The sequence below is a fragment of the Streptomyces sp. NPDC025651 genome (assembly GCF_055558735.1).
In genome coordinates, this window is sequence record NZ_JBVHLZ010000001.1 from 370,463 (window position 1) to 383,982 (window position 13,520).

Annotated in this window: 10 protein-coding genes; 5 read left to right on the plus strand and 5 right to left on the minus strand. The window is 72.7% G+C overall.

The genetic code is table 11. The features are described 5' to 3' along the window. Positions 1-255: 255 nt before the first annotated feature. Positions 256-1,677, plus strand: coding sequence for an APC family permease (locus ACZ4D5_RS01645; protein WP_467770312.1), 1,422 nt, complete (start codon positions 256-258; stop codon positions 1,675-1,677). Between the two features lie 222 nt (positions 1,678-1,899). On the opposite strand, the gene ACZ4D5_RS01650 is transcribed toward ACZ4D5_RS01645, so the two are convergent. Together ACZ4D5_RS01650 and ACZ4D5_RS01655 are read right to left on the minus strand one after the other, a co-directional pair. Beyond that, entirely contained in the window at positions 1,900-3,144 is a 1,245-nt protein-coding gene (locus tag ACZ4D5_RS01650) for a threonine synthase (RefSeq protein WP_467770313.1), read from the minus strand. Positions 3,145-3,159: 15 nt separating this feature from the next. Further along, positions 3,160-3,618 carry a GNAT family N-acetyltransferase gene (locus ACZ4D5_RS01655; RefSeq protein ID WP_467770314.1) on the minus strand — a complete coding sequence of 153 codons (459 nt, stop codon included), beginning with the start codon at positions 3,616-3,618 and terminating at the stop codon, positions 3,160-3,162. A gap of 110 nt (positions 3,619-3,728) precedes the next feature. On the opposite strand from ACZ4D5_RS01655, the gene ACZ4D5_RS01660 reads away from it, so the two are divergent. From ACZ4D5_RS01660 to ACZ4D5_RS01670, 3 genes are all read left to right on the plus strand, one after another. Further along, positions 3,729-6,386: an alpha/beta fold hydrolase gene (locus ACZ4D5_RS01660; protein WP_467770315.1), complete on the plus strand. Its 2,658-nt coding sequence runs from the start codon at positions 3,729-3,731 to the stop codon at positions 6,384-6,386. Continuing rightward, positions 6,383-7,246: an ABC transporter permease gene (locus ACZ4D5_RS01665; RefSeq protein ID WP_467770316.1), complete on the plus strand. Its 864-nt coding sequence runs from the start codon at positions 6,383-6,385 to the stop codon at positions 7,244-7,246. The genes ACZ4D5_RS01660 and ACZ4D5_RS01665 overlap by 4 nt, the downstream gene beginning before the upstream one ends. A 118-nt stretch (positions 7,247-7,364) precedes the next feature. Further along, positions 7,365-9,005, plus strand: coding sequence for a vWA domain-containing protein (locus ACZ4D5_RS01670; RefSeq protein ID WP_467770317.1), 1,641 nt, complete (start codon positions 7,365-7,367; stop codon positions 9,003-9,005). Positions 9,006-9,127: 122 nt separating this feature from the next. Here the strand turns inward: ACZ4D5_RS01670 and ACZ4D5_RS01675 are convergent, their stop codons facing one another. The 3 genes from ACZ4D5_RS01675 to ACZ4D5_RS01685 form a co-directional block, all read right to left on the minus strand. Continuing rightward, positions 9,128-10,834, minus strand: a complete 1,707-nt coding sequence (locus ACZ4D5_RS01675; RefSeq protein ID WP_467770318.1) for an arabinofuranosyltransferase AftB family protein — start codon at positions 10,832-10,834, stop codon at positions 9,128-9,130. A gap of 126 nt (positions 10,835-10,960) precedes the next feature. Then, positions 10,961-12,175, minus strand: coding sequence for an acyl-CoA dehydrogenase family protein (locus ACZ4D5_RS01680; RefSeq protein ID WP_467770319.1), 1,215 nt, complete (start codon positions 12,173-12,175; stop codon positions 10,961-10,963). A 10-nt stretch (positions 12,176-12,185) separates the two neighbouring features. Next, complete coding sequence (locus ACZ4D5_RS01685; RefSeq protein WP_467770320.1) at positions 12,186-12,674, minus strand: SCP2 sterol-binding domain-containing protein; 489 nt, start codon at positions 12,672-12,674, stop codon at positions 12,186-12,188. A 69-nt stretch (positions 12,675-12,743) separates the two neighbouring features. Here ACZ4D5_RS01685 and ACZ4D5_RS01690 point away from each other — a divergent pair, with 69 nt between their 5' ends. Continuing rightward, positions 12,744-13,385 carry a TetR/AcrR family transcriptional regulator gene (locus tag ACZ4D5_RS01690; RefSeq protein WP_467770321.1) on the plus strand — a complete coding sequence of 214 codons (642 nt, stop codon included), beginning with the start codon at positions 12,744-12,746 and terminating at the stop codon, positions 13,383-13,385. Positions 13,386-13,520 lie beyond the last annotated feature (135 nt).

Here is a 13,520-nt window from a genome sequence, read left to right on the forward strand (position 1 = left end):
TATGCCTGCGAAGACAAGGTCAACTGCGGCTTCGGGATGTTCATTGCCACCTCAGGGTGCAAACCCTTTGGAAAGCCAGGTGACTTGAGTGTGCGCGCACCTGCGGATTCCGTAGGCGAATGACCGTTGACGCGCCGGTTACCGCCGGGGTTGCATGACCCGCCGGGAGCCACAGAAAACGCAGCTCAACAGCCTTCGGAGGCGATAGCGCTCCCGCCGCAACTCTGCCGCACGAGTCGATCGGAACCGCGCTCCATGACCGATACGCTTCGCCCTCTCCAGTCACCCGAGTCCGCGCCCCCGGCGGCTCCGGGGGAACCGGGCAGCCCCCAGAAGCTCAAGCGCTCCATCGGCGTCGTCGGCGGCACCCTCCTCACGCTGTCGTGCGTGACGCCCGCCTCCACGCTCTTCGTGGTCGTCCCCGACCTCTTCTCCTCGCTCGGCACCGCCACCGCGCTCACCATCGCCATCGGCTCGCTGCTCTGCGTGGGCGTCGCGTTCTGCTACTCCGAGCTCGGCACGCTCATCCCCAGCGCGGGCGGCGAGTACGCGATGGTCTCCACGATGGCGGGGCGCCTGGCCGGCTGGCTGGTCTTCGTCCTGTCGCTGCTGGTCGTGATGATCGTCCCGCCCGTGATCGCCATGGGCACGGCCGACTACCTGACGCCCGTGATCCACCTCGACCCCTCCTACGCGGGCGCGGGCGTCATGATCCTCGCGACCCTCGCGGGCCTGCTCGACCTGCGGGCCAACGCGTGGATCACCGGCATCTTCCTGGTCCTGGAGGTCGTGGCGGCGGGTGTCGTGGCGGTCCTCGGCTTCACGCACGCCGAGCGGGGCGTGGGCAGCCTGACGGACCTGACGGTGGCGTCCGGCTCGGGCTCCGGCGGCGTCGACACGGTCACGGCCATGCTGATCGTCTCCGGTCTCGCCATCGCCCTCTTCGTCACGCAGGGCTTCTCCACGGCCGTCTACCTCTCCGAGGAGATGGAGAACCCGCGCCGCAACGTCGCGCGCACCGTCCTCGCCACCCTCGGCATCTCCTCCGTGATCATCCTGGTGCCGGTGGTCGCGATCACCATGGGCGCGGAGAGCCTGACGGCGCTGACCGAGGGCGACATCAGCGCGATGGTGACGGCCTGGTCCAGCTCGGCGGTCGGCACGTTCGTCAGCCTCTGCGTGGCCCTCGCGATCATCAACGCGGGCATCGTCATGGTCATCCAGAACTCCCGCGTCCTGTTCGCATCGGCGCGGGACAAGGCGTGGCCTTCGCCGGTGAACAAGGCGCTGTCGAAGCTGGGCGCCTCCGGGGCGCCGTGGGTGGCGACGCTGCTCGTGGGTGTGCCGGGCGCCCTGCTGTGCTTCGTCAACCTGGACACGCTGTACGGAGTGACCGGGGTCTCCGTGACCGGCATGTACCTGCTGGTGGCGGTGGCCGCGCTGTTGGCGCGGCGGAGGTCGCACGGGGTGGGCACGGCCTGGCGGATGCCGCTGTGGCCCGCGGTGCCGGTGGTTCTGATCGCGGTGCTCGCGTACGTGCTGAGCCGGCAGGAGCTGGCGTACCTCGGGTGGACCGGGGGGATCGTGGCGGTGGCGACGCTGTACTGGGCGCTGTACCTGCGGCCGCGGCGGGACACGCGGTGGTTGGTGACGGTGCCGGAGGAGGGGCGGGGCTGAGGGTTCTCTTCCCCAATCCCGCCCCTTCCCGAAGTTTGCGGCTCCGCCGCCCGGGGCTCGGTCGATCGCGCTCCGCGCTCGTCCTCAAACGCCGGACGGGCTGAAAGATCTCGGCTCGGGCTGACATTTATCAGCCCCTCCGGCGTTTGAGGAGCGGGGTCTGGGGCGGAGCCCCAGTTCGGGAAGGGGCGGGGTCGGGGAAGGAACCGCCGGAGGCAGACCTCAGCCCCCACCCACCCGTCGCTCGATCTCCGCCCAGTCCTCCGGATCCAGCGCCGCCGACCCCGAACCCGCCAGCAGGTCACGGTCCTTGAAGCCGCTGGACGTGGAGACGCAGACCACGGGCCCGGCAGAGGAAGAGAGCCCGGCAGCCCCCAGCTGCCGATACCCCGCAAGCCCCGCCGCAGCCGACACCTCCGCCCACAACCCCGCCCGCGCCAACTCCGCCCGCGCCGCGGCCATCTCCCCGTCGGAGACCAACAGCGCCCCACCCCCGCTCTCCCGCACAGCGACCACCCCGCGATACCCCCCGACCGACGAGCTGATCGCGTACGCCGCCGTCTCGCCGACAGGAACCTGCGTCGCGGGAATCCCCTCCCGCACCGCCGCCGCCAGCGGCCCCCCGGCCGCGGGCTCACAGCTGAAGACCCGCGGCACCCGATCCGTGACCCCGAGCGCGACCAGCTCGGCGAAGCCCTTCCAGACGCCGAAGAGCAGCTCCCCGTACCCCGTGGGCACGAACACCGCCGCCGGAACACCGAGTTCCGCGTGGATCTCGTACGCGACGCTCTTGTAGCCCTCGGGCCCGAACCCGTGCCCGGTGTGCGTCGGCGTCACATTGCTGACGGGGTGATAGCCGAACCGCTCCACGATCCGCCGCAGCAGCGGCCACCGCGCGTCCACCGGCACGGGCAGCACCACGGCCCCGTACGCCCGCAGGAACGCGTCGACAGCGGGCGGCGTGTCCGTCGAGGTCAGCACGGCGCACCGCAGCCCGGCCCGTGCCGCGTACGCCGCCGCGGACGCCCCGTGGTTGCCGGACGAGGCGACGACGACGCCCTCGGCGCCCGCGCCGACCGCCGCGCTCACGGTGACGCGGTTGATGCGGTCCTTGTGGCTCCACGTCGGGTTGCGGGACTCGTCCTTGATCCAGAGGCCGTCGTCGAGAGCGACGAGGGGCGTGCCGCCCTCGCCGAGTCCCGGCGCGTGCAGCGGGGGCAGCAGCGGGGCCCACCGCTCGTGGCCGCGCGGCTGCCCGGGCGCGGTCCTGAAGAGGTCCGCGGGGACCTTGTCGTAGGCGTAGTCGACCTCGACCGGGTACGACACGGTCTCCGTGCTGGTGACGGGGCAGCCGGCGGTGAGCGGCGGCCACAGGGGGAAGCGGACGGACGGGTCGCCGAGCGAACGCTGGCCGGTGGCGAGGGAGCCGTGGCCTTCAGGAGTCGCGGAGGAAGCCCCAAGTGTCATAGGTGCAGAGTGTATTCACCCCTGACAGGGCCCCTGTCCCTCCTGGTCGAAGCTCCAGTTGACCGACGCGAACTCCCCCTCCCCCTTCCCGCCCGCACTGCGATACGTCGCCAGCGCCGCCTCGTTGTCCGTGTCGACGCCGACCCACATGCCGTGGCAGCCCCGTTCCCGCGCGAGCGCGGCCAGCGCGTGGACCAGGGCGCGGCCCGTGCCGCGTCGCCGATGGCCTTCGGCGACCGCGAGTTCGTACAGGAACATCTCCACCCCCTTGTCGGGGTGGACGGTCTCGACGCCGCTGACGAAGCCGATCGGCGCGCCGTCGGCCTTGCCGCCGTCACCGTCGTCGTACGCGAGGAACAGGTGGTGACCGGGGCTCTCCAGGAAGCGCCTCGCCGCCTCGGGACGGACCGGACCGTCGAAGAGGTGCTCGGCGGCGGTCAGCTCGGCCACGGTCGTCGCGGGTCTGATCTCCATGCGTACCACGATCGCGGTACGTGGGGCGCGGTGTCTACTCCCCGGGGAGGCAACGGGGTTCAGCCCGGCGGCTGCTCCGGTTGTCGGTGGGCGCCCGTACCTTTGACGGCATGGATCTACGACTGCCGGGGGCCAGGTTCCCCGTGCCGCGCGGGCCGCGCAGGCTGCTCGCCGCCGCGGCCGCCGTCGCGGTGCTCGCCGGTGTGGGCACGTGGACGGCGGTGGCCTCGGACGAAGCACCGGCCGTGCACCGTTCGGACCGCTTCGTCGACACCGGCGGCGTGAAGATCGACACCTCGTACTTCACGGCGGGCGACACCTCCGCCAAGCGCCCCGCCGTCCTCGTCGGGCACGGCTTCGGCGGCAGCAAGAGCGACGTGCGCGAGCAGGCCGAGGACCTGGCGAGGGACGGGTACGCCGTCCTGACCTGGTCCGCGCGCGGCTTCGGGAAGTCCACGGGCAAGATCGGTCTGAACGGCCGCGACGCCGAGATCGCCGACGTCTCCCGTCTGATCGACTGGCTGGCCACCCGCCCCGAGGTGCGCCTGGACGCGGACGGCGACCCGCGCGTGGGCATCACCGGAGCGTCGTACGGGGGAGCGGCGTCCCTGCTCGCCGCCGGGTACGACAAGCGGGTGGACGCCATCGCCCCCCAGGTCACGTACTGGAACCTGGCGGACTCGCTGTTCCCCGACGGCGTCTTCAAGAAGCTCTGGACCGGGATCTTCGTCAACACCAGCGGCGGCTGCGACCAGTTCGAGAAGCGGCTGTGCGAGACGTACGAGCGCGTGGCGGTGGCCGGCAAGCCCGACGCCGCGGCGCGCGAGCTGCTCGCCGGGCGCAGCCCCTCCGCCGTCGCCGACCGCATCAAGGTGCCCACCCTCATCACCCAGGGCCAGATCGACTCGCTCTTCCCGCTCGGCCAGGCCGACGCCATGGCCAAGGCGATCCGCGCCAACCACGCGCCCGTGTCCGTCGACTGGATCGCGGGCGGGCACGACGGCGGGGAGCGCGAGCAGGAGCGCGTGGAGCGGCGGGTCGGGGCGTGGTTCGACCGTTACCTGAAGGACGAGAAGGGCGTCGACACGGGCCCGGCCTTCCGCGTCACGCGCACCGGAGGCATCGACTCCACCGACGGCGCGGCCCAGCTGCGGGGCGCGAGCGCCGACCGCTATCCGGGCCTGGACAGCGGGCGGCGCGAGGTGCCGCTCGCCGGACGCGAGCAGCGCTTCGACAACCCCGCGGGCGCGAACCCGCCCGCGATCTCCTCGCTCCCCGGCCTCGGCGGCGGCTCGCTCTCCCGGCTGTCCTCGCTCGGCGTCGGCGTCTCCCTGGACTTCCCCGGGCAGTACGCCCGCTTCGAGTCGCAGCCCCTCGACGGCGACCTGCGGATCACCGGGACGCCGAAGGTGCGGGCCCATGTGAAGTCCTCCGGCGAGGACACGGTGCTCTTCGCCAAGGTGTACGACGTCGGCCCCGACGGCAAGCAGCAGGTCCTGCCCTCCCAACTGGTCGCGCCGGTGCGGATCGAGGGGACCAAGGGCGGCAAGGACGTCGAGCTGACCCTGCCCGCCGTGGACCACGAAGCCCAGAAGGGCCACCGCCTCCGCCTGGTCCTCGCCTCGACCGACCTCGGCTACGCCTCACCGGCCGAGCCCGCCACGTACACGGTCTCCCTCAAGGGCGGCCTGACCGTCCCGACGGCGCCCGGTGTGGAGACCGCCGCCGCCCCGCTGCCCTCGTGGGTGTGGTGGCTGCCGGCCGCCGGGGCCGTGATCGCGCTGGGTCTGCTGGTCACCGCGCGCCGTCGTACGACCGCGCCCGCGCCCGACCCGGAGCTCGCCGAAGTGCCGCTCCAGATCACCGACGTGAGCAAGCGGTACGCGCGCTCCAGCGACCGGTACGCAGTCAGGGACGTCTCCTTCCGTGTCGAGAAGGGCCAGGTCCTCGGCCTCCTGGGGCCGAACGGCGCGGGCAAGACGACGACCCTGCGCATGCTCATGGGCCTCATCAGGCCCGACGCGGGCGAGATCCGCGTCTTCGGGCAGGCGATCAGGCCGGGGGCGCCCGTCCTCTCGCGGGTCGGCGCGTTCGTCGAGGGCGCCGGGTTCCTGCCGCACCTCTCGGGCCGCGAGAACCTGGAGCTGTACTGGAAGGCCACCGGCCGACCGGCCGAAGACGCCCACCTGGAAGAGGCGTTGGAGATCGCGGGCCTCGGTGACGCCCTGGCCCGCGCGGTGCGCACCTACTCCCAGGGCATGCGGCAGCGCCTGGCCATCGCCCAGGCCATGCTCGGCCTGCCGGACCTGCTGATCCTCGACGAGCCGACGAACGGCCTCGACCCGCCGCAGATCCGCGAGATGCGCGAGGTCATGATCCGGTACGCGCGCGGCGGGCGCACGGTCATCGTCTCCAGCCACCTCCTCGCCGAGGTCGAGCAGTCCTGCACGCACCTGGTCGTCATGGACCGCGGCCGGCTCGTCCAGGCGGGCCCGGTCGCCGAGATCGTCGGCTCCGGTGACACGCTCCTGGTGGGCCTCGCGCAGGACGTCCCGGACCCGCTCGTCGACAAGGTGGCCGCGCTGCCCGGCGTGGCCTCCGCGGTCCGCGCGGACGACGGCCTCCTGGTGCGCCTGGACGGCTCCGAGGGCGCGAGCGCCGCCCGGCTCCTTCCCGAACTGGTGCGCCTGGAAGTGCCCGTGGAGTCCATGGGCCCGCACCGCCGCCTCGAAGACGCGTTCCTGACCCTGATCGGAGGCAGCGCATGAGCGCCCCCACCCTGGAGCGCCCGACCGCGCCCGGCTACCGCGCGGGCCGGACCCTGCCGCTGCGGGTCGAGGCGGTCCGCCAGCTCAAGCGGCGCCGCACGCTGGTGATGGGCGCCGTCATGGCGCTGCTGCCCGTCGTGCTCGTCATCGCGTTCGCGGTCGCGGGGTCGCCCGGCGAGCGCAACGACGCGGTGACGCTGATGGACACCGCCACCGCGTCCGGCACGAACTTCGCGGCGACGTGTCTTTTCGTCTCCGCGGGCTTCCTGCTCGTCATCCCCGTCGCGCTGTTCTGCGGGGACACCGTCGCCTCCGAGGCGAGCTGGTCGTCCCTGCGCTATCTCCTCGCCGCGCCCGTGCCGCGGGCCAGGCTGCTCTGGTCCAAGCTCGCCGTCGCGCTCGGCCTCAGCGCCGCGGCCATGGTGCTGCTCCCCGTGGTCGGCCTCGCGATCGGCACGCTGGCGTACGGCTGGGGGCCGCTGGAGATCCCCACCGGCGGCACCCTCCCGGCGGGCACGGCGGCCCAGCGGCTCCTGATCGTCGTCGCGTACGTCTTCGTCTCCCAACTGGTCACCGCGGGGCTCGCGTTCTGGCTGTCGACCAGGACCGACGCCCCGCTCGGCGCGGTCGGCGGCGCGGTCGGCCTGACCATCGTCGGGAACGTCCTGGACGCGGTGACGGCGCTCGGCGACTGGCGCGACTTCCTGCCCGCGCACTGGCAGTTCGCCTGGGCCGACGCCATCCAGCCGCGCCCCGAGTGGGGCGGCATGATCCAGGGCTCCGCGATCTCGGTGACGTACGCACTGGTGCTGTTCGCGCTGGCCTTCCGGGGGTTCGCGCGCAAGGACGTGGTGTCGTGACGCCGCCGCCGTAGCCGCATCGAGACGGTTCCGCAACGTCCCGGGACGATCGTTCGAGGCACCCCCCGCGTCACAGTCAGGACAGCCGACGACGGCTCGGACGACTCAAGGGGGAGAGATGCGGACCCGGAAGACACGCCACGGGCTGCTCGCCGTGGCCATGGCGGGCGGCCTGCTGCTCACCGGCTGCAGCGGCGGAGGCACCGGCGACAACAGCGCCACCGCCGACGACAAGAGCCGGGAGAACGGCGGCGCGCCGCTCCCCGCGCCCGCCCTGCCCGACGGCGGCGCCCCATCGACCCCCGGCGACCAACAGGAAGGCAGGGACAAGGAGTACGCGCCCGACTACCTCTCCACCTTCGCCCTGGACGTCGACACCGCGAGCTACGGCTTCGCGCGCCGCACCCTCGCCGAGGGGCGGCTGCCCGACCCGTCGACGGTCCGCCCCGAGGAGTTCGTCAACAGCTTCCGCCAGGACTATCCGCGCCCCGACGGCGACGGCTTCTCGGTGAGCGTCGACGGCGCCCGCACCGGCGACCGCGACTGGTCCCTGCTGCGCGTCGGCCTCGCCACCGGCGGCGACAAGGACGGGGCCGAACGCCCGCCCGCCGCCCTGACCTTCGTCATCGACGTCTCCGGGTCCATGGCCGAGCCGGGCCGCCTCGACCTCGTCAAGAAGTCCCTCGGCATCATGACCGACCAACTGCGCCCCGACGACTCGATCGCGCTCGTCACCTTCAGCGACACCGCCGAGACGGTCCTGCCGATGACCCGGCTCGGCGGCCGCGACGGCGGAGACGGCCGCTCCCGCGCGCACGACGCCATCGACCGCCTGGAGCCCACCGAGTCCACCAACCTCGAAGCGGGCGTCACCACCGGGTACGACACCGCGGTGCGCGGCAGGAAGGAAGGCGCGACCAACCGCGTCGTGCTGCTCTCCGACGCCCTCGCCAACACCGGCGAGACCGACGCCGACGCCATCCTGGAGCGCATCTCCGACGCCCGCGGCGAGCACGGCATCACCCTCTTCGGGGTCGGCGTCGGCAGCGACTACGGCGACGCCCTGATGGAGCGGCTCGCCGACAAGGGCGACGGCCACACCGCGTACGTGTCGAACGACGACGACGCCCGCAAGGTCTTCTGCGAGCAGCTCCCCGCCAACGTCGAGCTGCGCGCCCGTGACGCGAAGGCGCAGGTCGCCTTCGACCCGGAGACCGTCGAGCAGTTCCGCCTCATCGGCTACGAGAACCGCGACGTCGCCGACGACGACTTCCGCGACGACACCGTGGACGGCGGCGAGGTCGGTCCGGGCCACACGGTGACGGCGCTGTACGCGGTGCGCGCCAAGCCGGGCGCCACCGGCCATCTGGCCACGGCGAGCGTGCGCTGGCTCGACCCGGACAGCCGCGCCCCGCACGAGGAGTCGGGCCGGATCGAGGCGTCCGACCTGGAGAGCGACCTGTGGAAGGCCGACGACGGCATCCAGGTCGCCGCCGTCGCCGCCTACTTCGCCGACGCCCTGCGCTCCGGGACCGGCGGCGATCACACGAGGCCCGAGGGTCACACCCCGCTGCCCGCGACTCCGACTCTCGCCGAACTCTCCTCCCGCGCCCGGGACTTGGATCTGGGGCAGAAGCCGGTGCGTGACCTGTCGACCGCCATCGACCGGGCGGCACGGCTCACGGGAGGTGAGCCCGCCCCGGAGTCACCGGAGTCGCCCCGGGGCGAGATCAGGCCCGCCGATTCCCTGGCGGGCTGAGCAGGCTCGGGGGAGTCCGCTGCGGTTCGGCCGCGTCCCGAAGGGGCGCGGGGAACCGCGCGACCAGCCACGACGCGTCCGCAGGTGTCCGACGGCGTGATACGGCACATCCAGCGGAGCGCTCAGCACAACTCCCGCTCCGCGCGCACCGGATCGTTGGGGAAGCGGAACGAGGTGCGTGCCACGGAGCCCGTCAGGTTCCGCCAGAACCGCCCCGCCGTCATCGGCGCCCGCGTGGCCTCCCGCAGCTCGGCGAGGGGTCCGCAGCGCAGGGCCCGGCGGGCGGCGTCGACGCGGGCGGGGTCGAGGCCCCGGTCCACGGCGCCCCGCGGCGTGCCGCGCTCGGCGACGATCCACTCGTAGGGCAGCTGCTTGTCGTGCCCGACGCGGCCGTTGACCCCCTGGGAGTGGGCGGCCAGCGGATAGGCGAGCCCGATCGGGTCGAGCGCGGCCCCCTCCAGCGGGACGACGGTGCCGCTGTAGCCGAGGGTGTTGTACACCCCGGTGACCGAAGGGGAGTTGGCGGGCGTCGGGGTCCAAATGACCATCAGCGTGGGCCTGCCCGAGCGCGCGGCCTCGCGCACGAGCCGGCCGTAGCGGGCGTTGCCCGGATAGCCGGCGAAGTCGTGGTGCAGGGGATGCGGGGAGGCGTTCTGCCGCACGTACACACCGCGCTCGTCGGCGATCCCGGCCGGCCCGATCCGCCCCTCGTACGGCATCCGCAGCACGCTCGCGCACGCGATGGCCCACACGGCGACGCCCGCCGCGACGATGCCCCAGGCGCGCGTGAGGGGCACCAGGAAGACGGGCAGCAGCATCAGCAGCAGCCCCGGCAGGAACATCCGCCCGTGCATGAAGTCGCCGCCCACCTTGATGACGTAGACCCAGCACAGCGCCCCCGCGACCACGGGCGCCGCCACCGGAACCGGCACCCGCACGCGGATCCGCCCCGAGGCCAGCACGCCGGCCAGGACCAGGACCAGCGGCAGCCACACCGCGTACGGCCCGACGAAGTCCCGGAGGTATCCGGCCCCGCGCCCCCACAGGCTCCGCGAGGCCTCCTTGGTGACGCCGGGCAGCGGCATCAGATGGCCGTAGTACCCCATGCGGAAGATCTCGTACGCGACGGGCAGCGCCCCCGCGACACCGGCCCCCGCGAGCGCCCCGCGCCACGAGGGCCGCACCGTCACCCACTGCGCGGCCAGGAAGACCACCGAGACCAGCGCCAAGTCGGGCCGCACCAGGGGCCCGAGCCCGAGCACCGCGCACGTCACCAGCGACCGGGGCCGTGCGACCAGCGCGAGCCAGGCGCCCGCGAGCCAGCAGGTGGCGAGCCCCGTCTCGAGCCCCGAGGTGGCGAAGTCCCAGACGGGCGGCAGCGCGAGCGGCACCAACGCCCCACAGGGCACGAGGAGTCGGGGCTCGTCGCCGCGCAGCCGCAGCACCCCGAGCCCGGCGAGCGCGAAGCCCACGACGGTGAGCAGCAGCCCGCCGTACATCGCCGCGGTCGCGATGTCGGCACCCGTCGCCCCGGCCGCCACGAGCAGCCACTGCCACAGGGTGCCGGTGGACGACTCGGCCCGCTCCCCGGCGTTGAAGACGGGCCCGTTGCCCGCGAGGACCTGCCGCACCGTGCGCACGTAGATGTGCCCGTCGTCGGACATCCACCGCCGCTGGAACCCGGCGAACCCGACGACGAGCGCGGGCAACAGGCACATCCCGAGGCGCACGGGGCCCCGCCATCGCCCGAGCGCCCCCGGCGACGGCCCGCCGCCGGAGCGGGCCCCGGGGACGGAGGTACACGCGTCGCTCTGCACAGAAGTCGTCATGACCGCTACATCGGCGCAGGTCAACAAGTGCTTGAGCGAGGCCGCCCCGGGCGACTCCGAGGGGTCGGCGTGAGTCCGGGGTGCCCCGAGGGGCGGCGTGAGCCACGGGCGCCCGGCCGGAGGCGGCTAGCGGATCTGGCGCCCCGAGATCGCCCGCGCGATCACCAGCCGCTGTATCTCGCTGGTGCCCTCAAAGATCGTGTAGATCTTCGCGTCCCGGTACATCCGCTCGACCGGATGCTCCCTGCTGTATCCCGCACCGCCCAGCACCTGTACGGCCTTCTCGCTCGCGGCCACCGCGAGCTCCCCGGCCCGCAGCTTGGACATCGAGCCCTGACCCGCGTCGAAGACCTTGTCGTTGCGCGCCATCCACGCGGCCTGCCAGATCAGCAGCCGGACGGCCTCGATCTCGGTCCGCAGATCGGCGAGGGCGAACGCGATGGACTGGTTCTCGACGATGGGCCGCCCGAAGGCGACGCGCTCGCCGGCGTAGTCGAGGGCGTACTCGTAGGCGGCGCGGGCGATGCCGAGCGCCTGCGCGCCCACGGTGGGCCTGCTGACCTCGAAGGTGGCCATGGCGGCCTGCCCCCGCGCTCCGGCGGCGCCCTCCCTGGCCCGCGCGAGGCGCGCGTCGAGCCGCTCCCTGCCGCCCAGCAGACAGCTCCCCGGCACGCGTACGTCGTCCAGGAAGACGTCCGCGGTGTGCGAGGCCCGCAGCCCCAACTTCCGTATCTTCCTGCCCCCTTCGAGGCCGCGCGTGCCCGGCGGCACGACGAAGGCCGCCTGCCCGCGCGCGCCCAGCGAGGGATCCACCGACGCCACCACGACGTGCACGTTCGCGATGCCGCCGTTGGTGATCCAGGCCTTCTGCCCGGCGAGCACCCACTCGTCACGTGCCTCGTCGTACGTGGCGCGGGTCCGCAGGGCGGAGACGTCCGAGCCCGCCTCGGGCTCCGAGACGCAGAACGCAGCGACCTTCGGTTCCTCCTCGTCCCCGAAGCACTGCGGCACCCACTCCGCCAGCTGGTCCGGCGTGCCCGCGGAGAAGATCCCGGCGACGGCGAGCGACGTGCCGAACAGGGCCATGCCGATGCCCGCGTCGCCCCAGAACAGCTCCTCGTTGGCGATCTGCAGGGAGAGTCCCGAGGGGTCGCCGAACAGGTCGGCCAGCGACTCGAAGCCGTAGAGCCCGATCTTCGCTGCCTCCTGGATGACGGGCCACGGGGTCTCCTCGCGCTCGTCCCACTCGGCGGCGGCAGGACGCACGACCCCGGCCGCGAAGCCGTGCACCCAGTCGCGCAGGTCCCGCTGTTCCTCGGTCAGTTCGAGGGAGAAGGCCATGGCGCGCCCCTCAGGCCTTGGGGATGTCGAAGTACCGCGTGAGTCCGGACGCGAGGGCCACATCGCCCGCGATCTTCACCTTGCGCATCATGAACATGGTGACGGGGGAGGCGTTTCCGGAGACCAGCTTGAGGAACTCGGCGTCGCCCATGATGAGCGTGACGCGCGGCTCGGCGTTCGAGCGGCCCTCGCGGACGGTGCAGGTGCCGTCGGCGATGTCCGTCTCGTACACCGCCTCGTCGTTGCCGCCGCTGCCGGTGACCTTCCAGCGGATGAGCGCCTTCAGGGATCCCGCGGCCTCGGGCTTGAACTGCCGCTCCATGCGCCCGAAGACCTCCTGCAGGACGCGGGTGCGCAGCGCGCCGTCGCGGGCGATGTCGGCGATCTCCCTGCCGGAGAGCCCCTTCACGATCCGCGCGAACTCCTCGGGCGTGACGCTCGCGAAGTCGAGCGCCGCGATCTTCTCGGCGCCGCCGACGCCACCGACCTCGTCAGCCATGGCAATCCCCTTACTCTCAAGTAAACTTACTAAGAAGTAAGGTAGAGCGAGCCGAGGAGGCTGACAAGAGTGACCGGCAGGCGACGCGTCCCACGGCCCGAGCGCGAGCGGCAGATCGTCGACGTCGCGGTCCAGGTCTTCGCCAAGCGTGGCTATCACGGGGCCTCGGTGGACGAGATCGCCGAACTTGCCGGAATCTCCAAGCCGATGGTGTATCTGTACCTCGACTCCAAGGAAGGCCTCTTCCTGGCCTGTCTGCGCCGCGAGGCGGACCGCCTGGTCGGCGCGTTCCAGGGCGCGGCGGCGGCGAGCGGGGCCTCCCCCGAACAGCGCTTGTACGCGGGCCTGTTGGCCTTCTTCTCCTTCGTCGCCGAGCACCGTGACAGCTGGGTGGTGCTGCACCGCCAGGCCTCCGAGCTGAGCGAGGCGATAGCGGCGGCCGTCGCGCGGGCCCGCCACGCGGTGATGGAGGAGGTGGCGGGCCTGGTGTGGGCGGGCATCGCGGAGAGCGGCCCGCGCGCCCGACTCCGCGACGAGGACGCCGACTTCGTCGCCCACGCCCTGGTGGGTGCGGCGGACTCGCTGACGGACTGGATGGCGAGCCATCCGGGCCAGTCGCCGGAAGGGGTGACGCTGCGGCTCATGAACATGGTGTGGGTGGGCATGGGGCGGGTTCTGGAGGGGGAGGTCTGGGTCCCGGCGCCCGACTGAGAGGGCGCTTCCCGCCCATGGGCTTGTCCGGCCCATTGAATTTTCCTTACGTGTGAGTAAGTTGACCCCCGAGTAAGTACTCGCAAGTACTCGTAAGTACGAGTGAGCACAGCTGGCGAGCAAGTGCGGATGGGT